Origin of the sequence: Pontibacter cellulosilyticus, from assembly GCF_014306105.1 — a bacterium.
GTDB lineage: Bacteria > Bacteroidota > Bacteroidia > Cytophagales > Hymenobacteraceae > Pontibacter > Pontibacter cellulosilyticus.
In genome coordinates, this window is sequence record NZ_JACRVF010000003.1 from 260,490 (window position 1) to 276,386 (window position 15,897).

The following is a 15,897-nucleotide window of genomic DNA, read 5'->3' on the forward strand; positions in this document are numbered from 1 at the left end:
GCCTAATTGAATCCTTAAATGGTTGTGAACTATACCCGAAGCAGTATCTTTGCAGCGCAAAATATTATTACATGAACCCGATTACCAACGTATCTTTCGATGATACGGCCGTAGCCTTTTCATCGAAATCCGACGCTGAATTATACAAAATGTACCTGCTGTTTAAGTCTATGAACAGTAACTCCTTTGTAAAACTTGGCGGCACCCTTTTAAACACAGCCATCAACCTGCACCTGCCGGTAAACTTTATCATCAAGCCTACTATTTTTAATCACTTCTGCGGTGGCGAGACCATCGAAGAATCAGAGCGTGCCATTAAAGAGCTGAGCAAGTATAATATAGGCACCATTCTGGATTACTCTGTAGAGGGCGAGGGAAACGACAAAAGCTTTGATGCCACTCGTGATGAACTGCTTCGCGCTATCGAGAAAGCACATGGCAACAAGAACATTCCGTTTGCGGTGTTCAAGATCACAGGTTTGATCGATATCAAGCTGCTGGAAAAGGTACAGAAAAGACAGGAGCTTTCTGTTAATGAGCGTGCTGCCTACGAACGTGGCCGCGACAGGGTGAATGAGATCTGCAAGCGTTGCTACCAGCGAGATGTGCGCGTTTTTATTGATGCAGAAGAAAGCTGGATACAGGATACGATCGATAACCTGACCTACGAGATGATGGAGCTCTACAATAAAGAGAAGGCCAACATCTACAATACCTACCAACTTTACCGCCACGACAGACTTGATGTGCTTCAGCGCGATCACGAGAACGCTTTAAAGAACGGTTATTACCTTGGTGCTAAACTTGTACGCGGCGCCTACATGGAAAAAGAACGTAAGCGTGCACAACAAGAAGGTTACCCTAGCCCTATAAACCCAACTAAAGAAGCATCAGACAAACTATTTGATGACGCCCTCCGCTTTTGCGTGGAGAATATTGACAGGATATCTTTCTGCAATGGTACCCACAACGAGGCCAGCTGTTATTTACTTATAGAGCTGATGGACAAATATGATATTGCTCCTAACGACCCGCGCGTGTACTTTGCGCAACTTTACGGCATGAGCGATAACCTTTCTTACAACCTGGCACATGCCGGCTATAACGTGGCCAAGTATGTACCCTACGGACCGGTAAAAGAAGTAATGCCTTACTTATTGCGCAGGGCAAACGAGAATACAGCCATTGCCGGGCAGAGCAGCCGCGAGTTTCAGCTGATAAGGAGCGAAATGGAGCGCCGCAAAAAGAAACGATAGACAGAGAGGCCAGCGTTGCTGGCCTTTTTTATGAGGAACTGCTGTTTGTAGATAAGGGCAACAAAAAAGCGGGACCTCGCACTTTTGTACGAGGTCCCGCTTTGTGTTTCGAACTATAAGCTTTTCGCTGTAGTTCTTGCTTTAATTACTGTACTGGAGCAACAGTAGTGTCAGCCTCAACAGCAGTAGTGTCTTCTACTACAGTCTCTTCAACAACTGGAGTCTCTTCAACAACTTCAGTCTCAACTGCTTCAGTTTCAGTAGTTGCTTCTTCGTTGTTGCAAGCTGTGAAAGAAAGAGCAAGAGCTACGATAGCGAAAGTGAATAAATTTTTCATTTTGTGTTTGTGATTAAGTGTTTTGGTTTCGATTTTGGAACTTCATACCGAAACCGCAGATAGGTAACCCAACTTTTTAAAAAAATTAAAAAAAAATTTTTCGTGGGTTACAATCCTGCCTTTAATGTATTAAAAATTGACTGGAATGAAGAAGAGTTTGTATGAGACGGATGAGGCGGTGATAGATGGCATCCGGCGCGATGACGAACGAGCGCTGGCTTATCTGTACAAACTTTATTTTCCGATGATATCTCATTTTATTTTGAGTAACAGCGGAACCGATGACGAGGCCAAGGACATTTACCAGGAGGGCGTTATTGTGTTCTATGAGAAGATCAGGGATAACAGTCTGGAACTAAGCTGCCAGATCAAAACCTACCTGTACTCTGTTTGCAGAAGGCTTTGGCTGAAGCGGCTGGCCGAAAAAGGGCGATATGCCACCAAACTGGAAGACACTGACAACTTTGTGCCCGTTGAGGAGGATACGCAGCAGCATGAAGAGCAGGAAAAGCAGTTCGGCATAATGGGAGAAGCCCTTGGGCAGCTCGGAGAACCCTGCCGCTCGTTGTTAGAAGATTATTACATAAATACTCAGCCAATGCAGGTGATTACGGAGAAGTTTGGCTATACCAACACCGATACCGCTAAGAACCAAAAGTATAAATGCCTGCAACGCCTGAAGAAAATATTTTTTGCCGCCTATAAGCCGGGTGTTGAGTAATTGGCTTAGATATTAATCGGCAGTAGCCAAATTTAGAAGAAGATGTTAGAGTACCGCGCTTACGAACAGATTGAACGCTACCTGAACGGAGAGATGGCGATTGAAGAACAGCAGGCTTTCGAAGCGCTGTTGCACACCGATGTGCGCCTGTCCGAGCAAGTGCGTGAGCATAAGCAGCTACTAAACTCTCTGCAAAAGTATGGCAAACGCCAGTCGCTAAAGCAACAGCTGCAAAACATCCACACCGAAATGGAAGCCGAAACCATTGAAGCTACACCAAGTGGCTGGAAAGTATTCTGGAATCGCCACAAGCAAACTGTTGCGGTGGCCGCCAGTGTATCTATGCTATCAGTTTTCGGAACTCTTTGGAGCGTACAGCAGCTAAAAACACCAGTGCAGCAGCAAACAGCCCGTTACGTAGAGCTACGCCGCGAGGTAGAGCGACTCAAAAAAACACAGACAGCCATTATCAATGGCATCAACGACGCCAGCAAGCCTATTCCACGTGCAGCTGCTTTTAGCGGCACTGGCTTCGCTATCTCTGCTGACGGATATTTAGTTACCAGCTCCCACGTAGTAGAAGGTGCCGACTCTATCATGATCGAGAACAAGAGCGGGTTAAAGTATAAAGTAAGCGAAGTATACCGCGACGAGATCCACGATTTGTCTATACTTAAAATTTCTGATCCTGCCTTCTCGGGTTTTGGCAAGCTACCTTATACTTTTAAAACGAATGAGTCTGACCTGGGAGAGAAAGTATTTACTTTGGGCTATCCACGCGAGGACATTGTTTTTGGCGAGGGCTCTCTGAGTTCCGGATCGGGTTTTGAAGGAGACACAACCGCCTACCAGATATCTATTCCGCTAAACCCTGGCAACAGCGGTGGCCCGTTGTTAGATGACAAAGGCAATCTTATTGGAGTAATCAGCGGCAAGCAAGCCGGACAGGAAGGCGCAGCCTTTGCTGTTAAGTCGGCCTATTTGCTTCAGATGATACACGAATTGCCGGCTTCCACTACCATGGCCCCAATGTCTTTACCTAAGCATAATTCACTTTTAGGTAACACAAGACCACAGCAGCTTAAAAAACTAAAAGACTACGTTTTTGTAGTGAAGGTCTATAATTAAGCAGTTAACACAGTTTCTTTTTTAGCGAAAGCTTTTTCTTGGCACCTGTGCACTTCAGCCCTGAATGTATATAGGTTAACATTTTTCGTACTGTTCCAGTTTAAATAGAGTGGGTGTGGGTTTATAAACACCTGCATATTAAACTAGAACGAAAGCTATGAAAAAGAAATTTATAACTCCGGTTGTTGCGGCAGCTGTTTTATCACTTTCGCTGTTTGGCTGTGCCAGTTCCAGCGAAACAACAGCTATGGATGAGACTACCACCATGAGTGAGACTCAGACTATGGCTGGAGAAACAGAGATGGAAACAACAGAGGCAGCCAGTAATATTTCTCTTACTAACACCGAGGAGTATGACGAAATGTTTAAGAACGTTTCTGACACAAAGCAATATGACTTGATTGCTTTAGCTAAGACCAGCCCTAACCTTTCAACTTTTGCCGCCATGGTAGAGGCCGCAGGTATAGCCAGCGCTATCACTCCTGACAAGAAATTCACCATTTTCGCACCTACTAACGAGGCATTCAGCGCTATGCCAAGAGCTGAGTTGGATAGGCTAATGAAGCCAGAGAACAAAGCCGAACTTATTAAAGTGCTGCAGCTTCACATCTTGCCAAACGAAGTTGCCTCAACCCGCTTTACGGATAATCAACGTATTAAAGCCGGTGAAGATATGTATATAAACATTGAGGTAGATAATGCGCGCGGAGTAACTGTTGGTGGGGCTAACGTAATAAAGCCAGATGTCATGGCGTCTAACGGAGTACTCCATGTAGTAGATGGAGTAATAACAACCACCTCCGGCACTACAAAATAATCACCCTTCAAAACTTATAGCTTGCTGTATTTCCAAAAGGAGAATACAGCAAGCGCTTATGTCCGGATATAAATAATATTCGGTGAATTATTTTTTAAACTTAAAACTTGAATTTATGAAAAAGATAGAATTTTTAGCAATAGCATTCGCATCTACAACACTGTTCAGTTGTGCCAGCTCTGATGAGATGAACGATACAACCGCTATGGACGATGCAACGACAATGAGCGAAACACAAGTTATGGGTGGCGAAACCGATGATATGGACAATGCCGAAGGCGTTGTAGTAGAAACAGAAGTTGTTGTACCAGTAGCTACCATTCCTCTTGCTACGCTTTCTCTTACAAACTCCGAGGAGTTGAACGACATGTTTGAGAGTATAGATGAAACCGAGCAGTACAACTTGATGGACCTGGCTAAGAAAAGCCCTAACCTGAGTACTTTTGCTTACCTGGCAGAGGCAGCAGGTATAAACGACGACCTGATGCGCGATGGAGACTTTACACTGTTCGCACCTACCAACGAGGCCTTTTCCAAACTATCGAAGCAAGATTTAGAAATGCTTTTGTTACCTGAAAACAGAGCTAAGTTAACAGCCATACTTCAGGCGCATGTGCTGCCTTCAGAGGTAGCTTCTACTCAATTTAACTCAACTCAGCGAATTACATTATCCGATAACCGCTACTTACCAATAACTACAACTGGTAACAATGTATCAATCGCAGGCGCAACGATAGTTGTACCAAACGTAGAGGCATCTAACGGTATGTTACATGTAGTAGACCGCGTAATTATCCCAAGTCAGGATGCCCGAGAAGGTGACTTGCGTTAATAAGTTATATAGCATTTAACAAAAAAGCTCTCCCTTATGCCGGAGAGCTTTTTTTATTCTATATGCTTCGTATTCCATCATTTTACCGTAGAAACAGAAACAGGTTATGTATCACACAAAAACTATACTATGAAAAAGAGAACGTACATCCTCCTTATACTTGGCTTCGGAGCTTTTAACATAGTTGGCTGTGCCAGTTCCGACAGCACCACAGACACAGCCATGGGCACTGAAACAGAAACAGCTATCCGGACTGAAGATGCTCCGCCAAAGGAGGCTATGGAAGCAGACACTGAAATGGAAGCCGAAGAAAAGGCAGACGTTAATGTTTCTGCTAACAACCCTATTGGCAGCGAGTCAAGCATTGTGGCGCTCATACAGCAAAACCCAAATCTGTCTACATTCCTGGAATTGATCAGAGCAGCAAATATGGTGGTAGTACTGGAAAGCCCCGCGCCCTATACTGTTTTTGCTCCTACCAACCAGGCATTCGCAGCTTTGCCAGCGGGAACCGTAGAAGCTCTGAAAAAGACAGACGACAAGATAGAACTTAGGCGCCTTCTGCAGTCTCACATCCTCCCCAATAAGATAACAACAGCAGAAATGCGCGACAACATGCCTATGAAGACGGCCCAGGGAGAGGAGGTGATTGCCCGCAGAAAAGGTCAGATTTTAACTGTGGGCGATGCCACTGTAGTTACAGCTGATGTAAACGCATCTAACGGTGTGGTACATGTGATAGACAGAGTACTTGCACCACCTCAGAAATAATTGCCTAGCTTACCAGAATCAACCCTTTAAACTAACTGTCTTATTGCAGCACCGGTAAAGCGAGCGTAACTAAAAGGTGATGACACCGTTATTATAAACCAACAGCTAAAAAGTGTTTTTGGCTGCTATGATACACAAATTGATAAAACTAAATAAAAGCTATGATGGACAAAAGAGATAATTCAGGCATGATGACTGCCATGTTCCGTGACAGAGAGAGCGCAGAACGCGCTTACAACGAACTACGCGCACGTGGATATGATAAAGACGATATAAACGTTGTAATGACAGATAAAGCCCGCGAACGTCATTTCGGCGATGATGACGATGAACGCGGTGATACTGAGCTTGGTAACAAATCACTGGAAGGTACAGGAGCTGGTTCAGCGATCGGTGGTACGTTAGGCGCCATTGTTGGTGCCGTTGCTGCTATCGGTACATCAGTAGCCATACCTGGACTTGGATTAGTAATAGCTGGCCCGTTGGCGGCTGGTTTGGCCGGCGCTGGTGCTGGTGGTTTAACAGGTGGCCTGATTGGAGCCTTGGTGGGTGCAGGTATACCTGAAGAGCGCGCTAAAGTATATGAGACCGGCATTAAAGAAGGTAACATTGTACTTGGATTCAAACCTCATTCTTCTGAGGATGCGCGTTATTTTGAAACGCACTTCCAGAAGCACAGAGGTGAGCATATTTACTACTAAGCTTTAATTGCTTAAACATACAGAAAGGACCTGTCTTATACTTTAAGGCAGGTCCTTTTTATTTTAGAACACTTCTCCAACGCACCGCTTGTAACGCTAAGGCAAACAATTTTCTGTTGTTTCGTATGCAACAGGTATAAACCTTATCTTAAATACCGAACTATGAAAAAATATTTGATAGCTGCTGTTTGTCTCTTCCTAAGCCTTAGTTTTAGTGCATGTGATTCCGGAAACAAGGAAGAAGTTGGCGGAAACACAGCTGAAGTCGCATCGGACTCTATGCTAACAGAAGAGCACCAGGAGCATATGATGACAGTGGCGCGCTACATTATGCTGCAAAAAGAACTTGCCAGGCTGGCACTTGAGAAAAGTGAAACGCAAAACGCCAAAGCATATGGCCAGGACCTGATGAATTGGGCAAATACAAAGCAAAGCGAGCTTCAGGAAATGGCACAGACATATGGTGTAACGCTACCACAGCAGATGGAGGATAGTCAAACAAAGCATATAGATGATATTGCGGAAGTGGAAGCTAAAAACTATAAGTATGATGAGGAGCTTTGGGATACAATAAAAGATGCGCAGCGAGACGCAGTGGAGGACTTTGATAAAGCCCTGAACGATGTAGACGAAGCATCCGGAACAGCATATACATTGTGGTTACGCAACACAACCAAAGAACTCAGAGCACATTTAGAACAAGCTGCGGCCTATGACCTGGAGCTTAAGAATCGGGAAGGCGGCATCTCTGAACAAATCGTTGAAGATATAAATAACTAAAAGTATAAAAGCGGGACAGTTCAACTTGTCTCGCTTTTATATTTCCAGCATTTCCTTAAGCACATCCCATGTGTGCTTAGCTAACAATTTATGTCCCTCTGCATTGGGATGTACCCCATCGGGTAAGTTCAGGTGCCGCATACCCACTACTCCTTCCAGCAGAAAAGGAATAAAAGCAATGTTGTTCTTAAGGGCTAATTCTCTAAACAGTTTTCTGAACTCAGCAGCGTATCGCCCCGGCACAATATCAGGTATCTCCATCCCGGAAAGTATGATTTTAGCTTCCGGGTGATGCAATTTTACTTTATCAATTATCTGTTGCAGGTTCTGAGATGTTTCGCGGGTAGGTATACCTCTCAGTCCATCGTTGGCTCCTAAAGCCAACACAAAAATATCTATTGGCTGCGAGAGCCATCTATCTACCCTATAAAGGCCTCCTGAAGAGGTATCGCCACTTAGCCCGGCATTAAGTACCTTGTAACGGGTATATCCTTCTTCGCTGAGCTTACTCTGTATAAGGCTTGGGTAAGCTTGTGCCGCAGGCAACCCATATCCAGCTGTTAAACTGTCTCCTAGAAAAAGTATGTTTTTCATATTGCTATAGTTTTAGAGAGCGCTGCAAAGTATACTTCAATTTTAAAAAAAAAGGGTTGCCCTGGCCGGGCAACCCTTTCTAGCATATATCATCTACTTAATCAGCAGCATGCTTCATCTGGCGCAGACGCTCACAAGTAGCCATAGAGGCATTTTTCTGCTTCTCTACCATCTGTACTACGTTTGGTGGTAACTCGCCTTTATGATCCAAGGCATCATTATAAGCTTTCTGGGCCCATTCCTCGCCATATATGTTAGATTCTATTACCGCTTCTTCATCACTGCCTGTAACTGTATTTTTTACATCCATCCAGCCACGGTAAATTTTACCTTTAGCTGTAGTGCCAGTTTCTGTAGAACCACCCAGGCTGCTGATTGTGCTGTTTATCTCGTTAGAGAACTTTGTACTCTGGTTAACCAGATCGTTATAATAAGACTGATGTGCAGGATCCTTTGTGAGTTTAGCGGCATGCTTATAGCCTTCAATTCTGTCGTTAACAAATTGATTAAGTTCCTGCAAAACATCTACTGCTTTTTGATTGTTATTCATAGCTTTCAATTTTTGTTTCTATAATCGGAAACGAAAAAAACCAGCGGATAGTTATAATAACTGTATATAACAATCGTATCGTATAGATAAATAAGGCCTTAATCTGGATAATACCTAAGACTGTATAAAGCAGTGGCCAGTTTTATGATTTAAGTTGTATAAATACTACATTACGTTCTAATATCTGCAAAATTTATAAAGCCAAACATGAGTGCGGCATTACTTTTGCACAAACTAAACCGGGTTCAACTAACTTAATTAGATGCTATCATTGACAACCAGAATAAAAATTATTGTTTCGGTACTTGCAGTTGTGTTACTGACAGGTTCGTTTATTCTTTATAGAACTTCAGATGTTCCTGAGGGCAAAAACGAAATCCTGATTAAGGCACTGTTGCAGGGCCTGAACCAGGGCCACTACCGCCCAGAGAAAATAGATGATTCTTTTTCTAAAAAGGCGTTTGGCTTATACTTAGACAGGTTAGACTACAATAAGAAGTTTTTACTAGCTTCTGATGTAGCCCAGCTGCGCAAGTATGAAACCGCCATCGACGATCAGTTGCGCGAAGGCTCTTATGAGTTCTTTGATATGTCTGCCGCACTTATAGAGCAGCGTGTTAAAGAAACGGAAGGATATTACAAAGAGATTCTTGCAAAGCCATTCGACTTCGGCACAGACGAAGCCATTGAGTTGGAGAGCAAGAAGCTTTCTTACGCCAAAGATAGAGCAGCTCTGAAAGAAGAGTGGCGCAAGCAGCTGAAGTATCAGACTTTGGTACGCTTGGCTGATATGCAGAAAGACCAGGAGCAGGCACTTGCCAAAGGCGAAAAAGTTGAGAAAAAGACTTTTGAGCAGATGGAGAAAGAGGCTCGTGAAAAGCTTACCAAGAACTACAAAGATCTGTACGACCGCCTGAATAAGATTAATAAAGAAGACCGTCGTGCCACTTTTATTAATGCAGTTGCCAATGTGTACGATCCACACACTGGGTACTTCCCTCCGAAGGCCAAGTCTGATTTCGACATTAACTTTACAGGAAGACTGGAAGGTATAGGTGCATCGCTGCTTGAGGTAGATGGCAATATCAAAGTAAACGAGATTGTGCCAGGCAGCCCATCATACCTGCAAGGAGACCTGAAGCCAGGCGATGTAATCCAGAAAGTAGCACAGGGCAAAGATGAACCTGTTATTGTAATGGGTATGCGCATCGATGATGCTATCCAGCTAATTCGTGGTAAAAAAGGCACAGAAGTACGCTTAACAGTTAAAAAGCCTGATGGAACGATCAAAGTTGTTCCTATCATCCGCGATGTGATTGTATTTGAAGAAACTTATGCACAGTCTGCGTTGATAGATGGCAAAGAGAAAATCGGTTATATTAAACTACCTGGTTTTTATGCTGACTTTGAGCGCAACGGTGGCCGCAACAGCGGCGCTGATGTGAAGGCAGAGGTTGAAAAACTGAAAGCTGCCGGCATGAAAGGCTTAATACTTGACCTGCGAAACAATGGTGGTGGCTCATTGGGCGACGCTGTAGAAATGGCCGGTTTATTTATTGATAAAGGCCCGGTTGTTCAGGTGAAGACAGCATCAGGCAAAGCGATTGTTTTAGACGACCGCGACCCTAAAGTACAGTACGATGGCCCGCTCACCATACTTGTAAATGCAAACAGTGCATCTGCCTCAGAGATTCTGGCAGCGGCCATGCAGGATTATAAGCGTGCAGTAATTGTGGGTAGCCCTACTTACGGTAAAGGTACAGTACAGCAGTTTTTTGAGCTAGACGAAGCGCTGCCGGCACAGTTTAATGCCTACAAGCCATTCGGTGCATTAAAACTGACTACTCAGAAGTTCTATAGAATTAACGGCGGTACAACGCAGTTGCGTGGCGTAACCCCTGATGTTATACTTCCGGATGCTTACAGTTACATGGAGTTTGGTGAGAAAGAGCAGGATTACCCGCTTCCTTTTGATGAGATCACTCCTGCTAGCTATAAAACCTGGATGAACAACAAATTGAATATCTCGAAAGTACAGGCGAGCAGCAAGAACAGAATTGCTCAAAACAAATCATTCGCTCTGATAAAAGAGAGTGGTGAGCGCCTTAAAAAGCAGTCAGAGAACACAGTGCGTTCATTGCAGTTCGAGAAATATCTAGCAGAAGAGAAAAAGGCTGAAGCAGAAGCAAAACGTTACGAAGAAGCGCAGAAAGAGGTACCGGTGTTAAATGTAAGCCGTTTGCCACAGGATCTGAAGCTTATCGCAAACGACACAGCGCAGGTAGCCCGTAACAAGGAATTCCTGAAGAGCCTTCGTAAAGATATTTACATCGAAGAAGCTGTAGCCATTATCCAGAACGATCTTAAATAATATAAGACACTCCTACTTAAAGCGCCCGCTATATTGAACATAGCGGGCGCTTTTTTTATATTACCTCTCTAAACCTCATCTTATACTATGTCAAAAAGAATTACCCACTGTGCAAAGTATACTGCAGCTGCCTCTGTACTAAAAGCATGGCTGCTTTTGATAGCTGTACTGCCTGCGCTTTTCAGTAGCTGCACCAGAACGACACAACTTAAAGAGACTAGCCAGCGTGGCTACACCGCTGATAAAGCCATGGTAGTGTCGGCCCACCCGGATGCCACACGCATTGGGGTAGAAATACTAAGAAAGGGAGGCAACGCCTTTGATGCAGCCATCGCAACGCAATTTGCACTGGCAGTAGCCTTTCCGGCAGCTGGCAATATTGGCGGAGGCGGCTTTCTGGTTTACCGGCAGGCAGACGGAAGTATAGGCACCCTGGATTACCGCGAAATGGCTCCTGCCGCTGCTACTGAAAAAATGTACCAGGATGCACAGGGTAATGTGATCGAAGACCTGAGCCTATCAGGGCACCTTGCCTCTGGAGTGCCTGGCAGCGTGGCCGGCATGTTTGAGACGCACCAGAAGTTTGGCTCGCTGCCATGGGCTGAACTGGTACAACCATCCATAGAGCTTGCCCGCAACGGTGTGGTACTGACTGAAAAAGAAGCCGCAGGCCTTAACAGCAACAGGGAGCGCTTTATCAAGTATAACAAACACCTCCCTTACCTAACAAATGAAAATAACTGGAAAGCTGGTGACAAGTTAAAGCATAAAGACCTTGCCCGCACGCTGGAGCGTATCCGTGACAATGGCCGCGACGGGTTTTACAAAGGCGAAACCGCAGACCTTATCGTAAAGGAAATGCAGCGCGGCAACGGCATTATCAGCCATCAGGACCTGGAGAACTATACTGCAGCATGGCGTCAACCCATCACAGGCAAGTATAAAGACTATAAAGTTATCTCGATGGGGCCGCCCTCCAGCGGAGGTGTAGCTTTGCTACAACTGCTAACTATGGTAGAGCCTTATAACCTTAGCAAGTATGGCTGGCAGAGCCCTGAAACGATACAGCTAATGGTAGAAGCAGAACGCCGCGCCTATGCAGATCGTGCCGCTTACCTCGGCGACCCAGATTTTGTGAAGGTGCCTGTTGAACAACTGCTGGATGAAGACTATTTGAAAGACAGAATGAAATCTGTTGACCTTGCCCGTGCAACTGCCTCTAACGAAATAAAAGAGGGTTCACTGCCAGTTTATGAATCGGAGCAAACAACCCATTTAAGTATAGTAGATGCTGCGGGTAATGCAGTCTCTGTAACCACCACACTAAACGGCAGCTACGGCTCTAAAGTGGTGGTAGAGGGTGCCGGCTTTTTGCTTAATAACGAGATGGATGATTTTAGTGTAAAGCCTGGCTCTCCGAATATGTATGGCCTGGTGGGTGGCAAAGCAAACGCGATTGCACCGGGCAAGCGCATGCTCAGCTCCATGACTCCCACCATAGTTGAAAAAGACGGCAAGCTCTTTATGGTTGTGGGTACACCAGGCGGTTCTACCATTATTACATCAGTTTACCAAGCAATACTAAACGTGATAGAGCACAACATGACAATGCAGCAGGCCGTGGCCGCGCCGCGCTTCCATCACCAGTGGTTACCTGATGAAATACAGCACGAGCCAAAAGCGATAACACCTGAGGTAAGGGCTATACTACAGAACAGAGGCTATAAACTACAGGAACGTGGCACCTATGGCCGCGTAGACGCCATACTTGTGCTGCCAAACGGTAAACTCGAAGGCGGTGCGGATCCACGCGGTGATGATAAGGCAGCCGGATACTAACAAAGTATAATTTGGCTGCTCCGAAGTATAAGCTCAGAATAAAACGCCTTGCCTATACTTTGAGATTTATACTTATAAAAAACAGAAGAGCCTGCCGGGTATAATCCTGCAGGCTCTTCTGTTTATACAGTAAATAAATTTTACTGTTTCATTAGTCTTGTCTGGTATACTTCGTTTCCAGCATTGATCTTAATCACATAAACTCCTTTAGCCAGGTTACTTATTTTTCTGTTCAGGTCCTGGTTTGCTGAGTGCAAGTTAGCAGTTGTCTCGAACACTCTTCTGCCGTCTACAGACCAAACACTCAGGTTAATATTGCCCTTTGTCGCTTTCTCTGGCAACACCAGGTTCACATAGCTGCTGGTTGGGTTAGGGTATACTTTGAACTGTCCTTTGGTGGCATCGGCAATGCCGGTAGTGTTGTCGGTGCTTATGTAGAAACGTGCTGAAACCGGCAAATGATCCGAAGTGGTAGATCTGAAATCTGCTATACTTTCCAGCAACTGCGATTCAATCATAATGGAATTTGCGATATACTCATCCTCCAAAGTATTAGAGACGATCATATGGTCCAAGAAGCTTTTCAGCGATCCCGACTCGTACGTAAATGCACCGGCTACACTTAAATCGTATGTAAGGGTTTTGTAATTGTTGTCTGAAACAAACATATTGAACGATGACGGCTGATTTGTACCTACCACTGACACATCCACATCATCATTATAATCGCCAAGTATAATCAAGTTAGCGTTTGCATATTGTGCATTCAAAGAGTCTTTAAGTACCTGTGCATCGTATACGCGCCTGTTGTAATCTTCAGTTGGGTTAGTAGTGTTTGCTTTCGCATGGAAATTCACAATGTTATACAGCTGTTTTACGCCATCAATGTTTGCCTCAAACTGTACCATATAAGGTAGGCGACCGCTCGCCCAGAACAGGGAGCTACTAACAGGATAACCAGTTAGCGTTGTTCTACCAGCTCTGATATCCTCATACAGTTTAGAGAGCAGCACCTTCTCCTTCTTAACTGTAACAACTTCTGGTTTGTACAAAAATGCAACTTTCTGCTCCGAACTTCCCTGCCATGACATGGTCATACTTTCGTAGCCATACCCAATTTCTGTTGCAAGTGCGCGTAATTTGTTTTCGTCCACTATCTCTTGCACACCGATAACATCAGCGTTTAAGTTTAAAATTACTTGCTTAGCGTTTTCGTACTGAAGCACCTCATTCGATGGCCCGTTACTCGTTGATCCAAACCACTCAATGTTCCAGGTAACTACATCAAGCGTTTTTGATTTAAGAATAGAAGAACCTTTAAGTATGCCACGTGTAATAGACGGACTGGTGCCACTGGTAAAGCTTACTGCACCTTCGTTCATCGCAACAGCAGTAAGTGGCTTAAATCGTACATAGACTGTGTTATTAGCAGCAGCCTCTGCAGGCGTGTACGTTAAGGCTGTTGTGAATGCTGTACCATCCTTTGAAAGTTCAAAATTTGTTGGGGCAGCAACGATTAGATTTTCAGTGAAGCCGCCACCCTGGAACGTAAACTGCTGTGCAGCAGACACACTTCCTACTGCTGTTTCGGCAAATCTCAAGGTCGCAAGATTGGTACTAATAAAGCTCTCCACGTTCTGTACAGCAAAGTTATCGAGTGTCCAACGGGCCGAGGCAGAAGTTGTGGAAGTATAAACTAAAGCAACGTAGGTGTTCGCTGATTTGTAGGCAGCAAGACTTAAATTTTCAAGCAATTTCCATTCATCAGAATTGTCTGCAGTTAAGGTTGCAAGGTTTGCCCAAGTTGCCGCAGCAGGATTACCTGTACCACTGTAGTTTGTCGACACTTTTACAACAAGGTCGTTACCGGAATATTTTGTCCTGTGGTTTACAGACAGCAACGGAATGTTAAACGCACTGAAGTCCATGTTAGGAGAGATCAGCCAATCTTCGTTTGCATTGCTGGAGCTTGTATAGCCGCTTATTTGTACACCGTTGCCATCTTTACCGAATGTTGTGCAGGCCCAGGTTTGGTCTCCGGTTACGCTATAATGTGACCAGCCGCCAACCAGGTTTGCTCCATCCGTGCAATTATTAAAGCTCTGCACATACGCACTATAAATATCTGCCGATACCGTAACATTTACATTGGCAATGTTAGGCGCTGCGTGTACAATGGAACCTGCGTAGAATCCTGCCGCGCCTGTGTTTACTTTAACATACAGCACTTTGCCGCTTGCCAGCTCAGCCCCAGAAAATGTCTTGCTTTGTATAAAACCACTGGTTTCAATATCTGAGATCATGAACGGACTTGCCGCTGTAACGGTAACGTTTCCTGATAGATTGTTAGACGTAAGCGTGTAAGACAACACATTGCTTTGTTCACCAGCTGCTATCGAGCCAAAGTTTAAGGAGGCGACACTTGTTGTAAGTGGGTTTGGAGTAGCTACAGCATCTGTAACTACCAGGTTATCCAGCGCAATACCGTCTCTGGATCCTGTTACTCCGGTAACCAGAATTTCATACGTGATCCAGCGCAGTTGCACAAGGGATTTATTTTCAGCCTCAGCAGGAAGCGTCACTTCAAAAGAACGGATTGCTTCCTCTGTTGCAACACCTTCGCTACTGTAGTCGGAACCGGCAACGGTAGTCCAGCTATCTGATTGGCCAACTCTGTATTGCAGCGTTACCCCTACTGAGCGAGACTGATTACTGATCAACTCAATGTCGTAGGACACCCTGATACCGGTTTTGCCTGTGGTATTAACAGCCGTTGCAATTTGATTGGACCCGTTTGTTGTATTACTTGTGAGCTGCACGTAAAGCCGATTATTACTGCCTAATGTATAATTGTAGGCACTTGATCCGCTTAATTGTTTCTCGGCTGTTGCCACAATTGGCGCATTTGCAGATGGCACAGAGGTTTCAGCTGCTCCTTTTGAATTGCTGTATGCTGTTAGCCACACGGCTATTCCTGCTGGTAAAATAGTAGTGTTTTGCATACTGCTGAAATCAGTAGTATAAGGCAGCGTTTGTGCAGCGGGGTTGCTTTGCCCGTGCCCAAAATGGCTTATACTTAAAAAAACAGCAATGAATAAAAAGTAGGTAAGTTTCTGTAAAGGTTTTATCATGATACCTATAAAAAAGGATTGACTTTCTGTTACTAAAGCGGTGGGGTTAATAATAAGTACAAAGCATTA

The 15,897-nt window shown here is 44.6% G+C and carries 14 protein-coding genes; 10 read left to right on the forward strand and 4 right to left on the reverse strand.

The window, feature by feature from the left end; translation table 11 throughout:
* Positions 1-71: 71 nt before the first annotated feature.
* Positions 72-1,256, forward strand: coding sequence for a proline dehydrogenase family protein (locus tag H8S84_RS11980; RefSeq protein ID WP_187067581.1), 1,185 nt, complete (start codon positions 72-74; stop codon positions 1,254-1,256).
* Positions 1,257-1,401: 145 nt separating this feature from the next.
* Here H8S84_RS11980 and H8S84_RS11985 read toward each other — a convergent pair whose 3' ends face one another.
* The gene (locus H8S84_RS11985) at positions 1,402-1,593 is read right to left on the reverse strand and encodes a hypothetical protein (protein WP_187067582.1); all 192 of its coding nucleotides are present in this window, start codon (positions 1,591-1,593) and stop codon (positions 1,402-1,404) included.
* Between the two features lie 145 nt (positions 1,594-1,738).
* Between H8S84_RS11985 and H8S84_RS11990 the strand changes: the two genes are divergently transcribed.
* The 7 genes from H8S84_RS11990 to H8S84_RS12020 all read left to right on the forward strand — a co-directional run bounded on the left by H8S84_RS11990 (position 1,739) and on the right by H8S84_RS12020 (position 7,343).
* Positions 1,739-2,314 carry an RNA polymerase sigma factor gene (locus tag H8S84_RS11990; protein WP_187067583.1) on the forward strand — a complete coding sequence of 192 codons (576 nt, stop codon included), beginning with the start codon at positions 1,739-1,741 and terminating at the stop codon, positions 2,312-2,314.
* A gap of 42 nt (positions 2,315-2,356) precedes the next feature.
* Positions 2,357-3,442, forward strand: a complete 1,086-nt coding sequence (locus H8S84_RS11995) for a S1C family serine protease (protein ID WP_187067584.1) — start codon at positions 2,357-2,359, stop codon at positions 3,440-3,442.
* 157 nt (positions 3,443-3,599) lie between these two features.
* Entirely contained in the window at positions 3,600-4,259 is a 660-nt protein-coding gene (locus H8S84_RS12000) for a fasciclin domain-containing protein (protein ID WP_187067585.1), read from the forward strand.
* Between the two features lie 115 nt (positions 4,260-4,374).
* Entirely contained in the window at positions 4,375-5,091 is a 717-nt protein-coding gene (locus H8S84_RS12005; protein WP_187067586.1) for a fasciclin domain-containing protein, read from the forward strand.
* 129 nt (positions 5,092-5,220) lie between these two features.
* Positions 5,221-5,862 (forward strand): fasciclin domain-containing protein, encoded by a 642-nt coding sequence (locus H8S84_RS12010; RefSeq protein ID WP_187067587.1) that lies wholly within the window; start codon positions 5,221-5,223, stop codon positions 5,860-5,862.
* A gap of 161 nt (positions 5,863-6,023) precedes the next feature.
* A complete protein-coding gene (locus H8S84_RS12015; RefSeq protein WP_394367996.1) occupies positions 6,024-6,563 on the forward strand; it encodes a hypothetical protein in 540 nt (179 codons plus the stop codon).
* A gap of 162 nt (positions 6,564-6,725) precedes the next feature.
* Positions 6,726-7,343, forward strand: a complete 618-nt coding sequence (locus tag H8S84_RS12020; RefSeq protein ID WP_187067588.1) for a DUF4142 domain-containing protein — start codon at positions 6,726-6,728, stop codon at positions 7,341-7,343.
* A gap of 36 nt (positions 7,344-7,379) precedes the next feature.
* Here the strand turns inward: H8S84_RS12020 and H8S84_RS12025 are convergent, their stop codons facing one another.
* Entirely contained in the window at positions 7,380-7,937 is a 558-nt protein-coding gene (locus tag H8S84_RS12025; RefSeq protein ID WP_187067589.1) for an arylesterase, read from the reverse strand.
* A 97-nt stretch (positions 7,938-8,034) separates the two neighbouring features.
* Positions 8,035-8,487: a ferritin-like domain-containing protein gene (locus H8S84_RS12030; RefSeq protein ID WP_187067590.1), complete on the reverse strand. Its 453-nt coding sequence runs from the start codon at positions 8,485-8,487 to the stop codon at positions 8,035-8,037.
* 262 nt (positions 8,488-8,749) lie between these two features.
* On the opposite strand from H8S84_RS12030, the gene H8S84_RS12035 reads away from it, so the two are divergent.
* Both H8S84_RS12035 and ggt read left to right on the forward strand, forming a co-directional pair.
* Positions 8,750-10,858: a carboxy terminal-processing peptidase gene (locus H8S84_RS12035; RefSeq protein ID WP_187067591.1), complete on the forward strand. Its 2,109-nt coding sequence runs from the start codon at positions 8,750-8,752 to the stop codon at positions 10,856-10,858.
* Positions 10,859-10,945: 87 nt separating this feature from the next.
* Entirely contained in the window at positions 10,946-12,697 is a 1,752-nt protein-coding gene (gene ggt, locus H8S84_RS12040) for a gamma-glutamyltransferase (protein ID WP_187067592.1), read from the forward strand.
* A 140-nt stretch (positions 12,698-12,837) separates the two neighbouring features.
* Here ggt and H8S84_RS12045 read toward each other — a convergent pair whose 3' ends face one another.
* Entirely contained in the window at positions 12,838-15,828 is a 2,991-nt protein-coding gene (locus H8S84_RS12045; RefSeq protein WP_187067593.1) for an endonuclease/exonuclease/phosphatase family protein, read from the reverse strand.
* Between the last annotated feature and the right edge of the window lie 69 nt (positions 15,829-15,897).

Bases quoted from the DNA above. Each gene is read 5' to 3' on its own strand.
- H8S84_RS12045 (WP_187067593.1), bottom strand. From the start codon at position 15,828: ATGATAAAACCTTTACAGAAACTTACCTACTTTTTATTCATTGCTGTT.
- H8S84_RS11985 (WP_187067582.1), bottom strand. From the start codon at position 1,593: ATGAAAAATTTATTCACTTTCGCTATCGTAGCTCTTGCTCTTTCTTTC.
- H8S84_RS12030 (WP_187067590.1), bottom strand. From the start codon at position 8,487: ATGAATAACAATCAAAAAGCAGTAGATGTTTTGCAGGAACTTAATCAA.
- H8S84_RS12010 (WP_187067587.1), top strand. From the start codon at position 5,221: ATGAAAAAGAGAACGTACATCCTCCTTATACTTGGCTTCGGAGCTTTT.
- H8S84_RS11990 (WP_187067583.1), top strand. From the start codon at position 1,739: ATGAAGAAGAGTTTGTATGAGACGGATGAGGCGGTGATAGATGGCATC.
- H8S84_RS12020 (WP_187067588.1), top strand. From the start codon at position 6,726: ATGAAAAAATATTTGATAGCTGCTGTTTGTCTCTTCCTAAGCCTTAGT.
- H8S84_RS12005 (WP_187067586.1), top strand. From the start codon at position 4,375: ATGAAAAAGATAGAATTTTTAGCAATAGCATTCGCATCTACAACACTG.
- H8S84_RS11995 (WP_187067584.1), top strand. From the start codon at position 2,357: ATGTTAGAGTACCGCGCTTACGAACAGATTGAACGCTACCTGAACGGA.
- ggt (WP_187067592.1), top strand. From the start codon at position 10,946: ATGTCAAAAAGAATTACCCACTGTGCAAAGTATACTGCAGCTGCCTCT.
- H8S84_RS12025 (WP_187067589.1), bottom strand. From the start codon at position 7,937: ATGAAAAACATACTTTTTCTAGGAGACAGTTTAACAGCTGGATATGGG.
- H8S84_RS11980 (WP_187067581.1), top strand. From the start codon at position 72: ATGAACCCGATTACCAACGTATCTTTCGATGATACGGCCGTAGCCTTT.
- H8S84_RS12035 (WP_187067591.1), top strand. From the start codon at position 8,750: ATGCTATCATTGACAACCAGAATAAAAATTATTGTTTCGGTACTTGCA.
- H8S84_RS12000 (WP_187067585.1), top strand. From the start codon at position 3,600: ATGAAAAAGAAATTTATAACTCCGGTTGTTGCGGCAGCTGTTTTATCA.
- H8S84_RS12015 (WP_394367996.1), top strand. From the start codon at position 6,024: ATGATGGACAAAAGAGATAATTCAGGCATGATGACTGCCATGTTCCGT.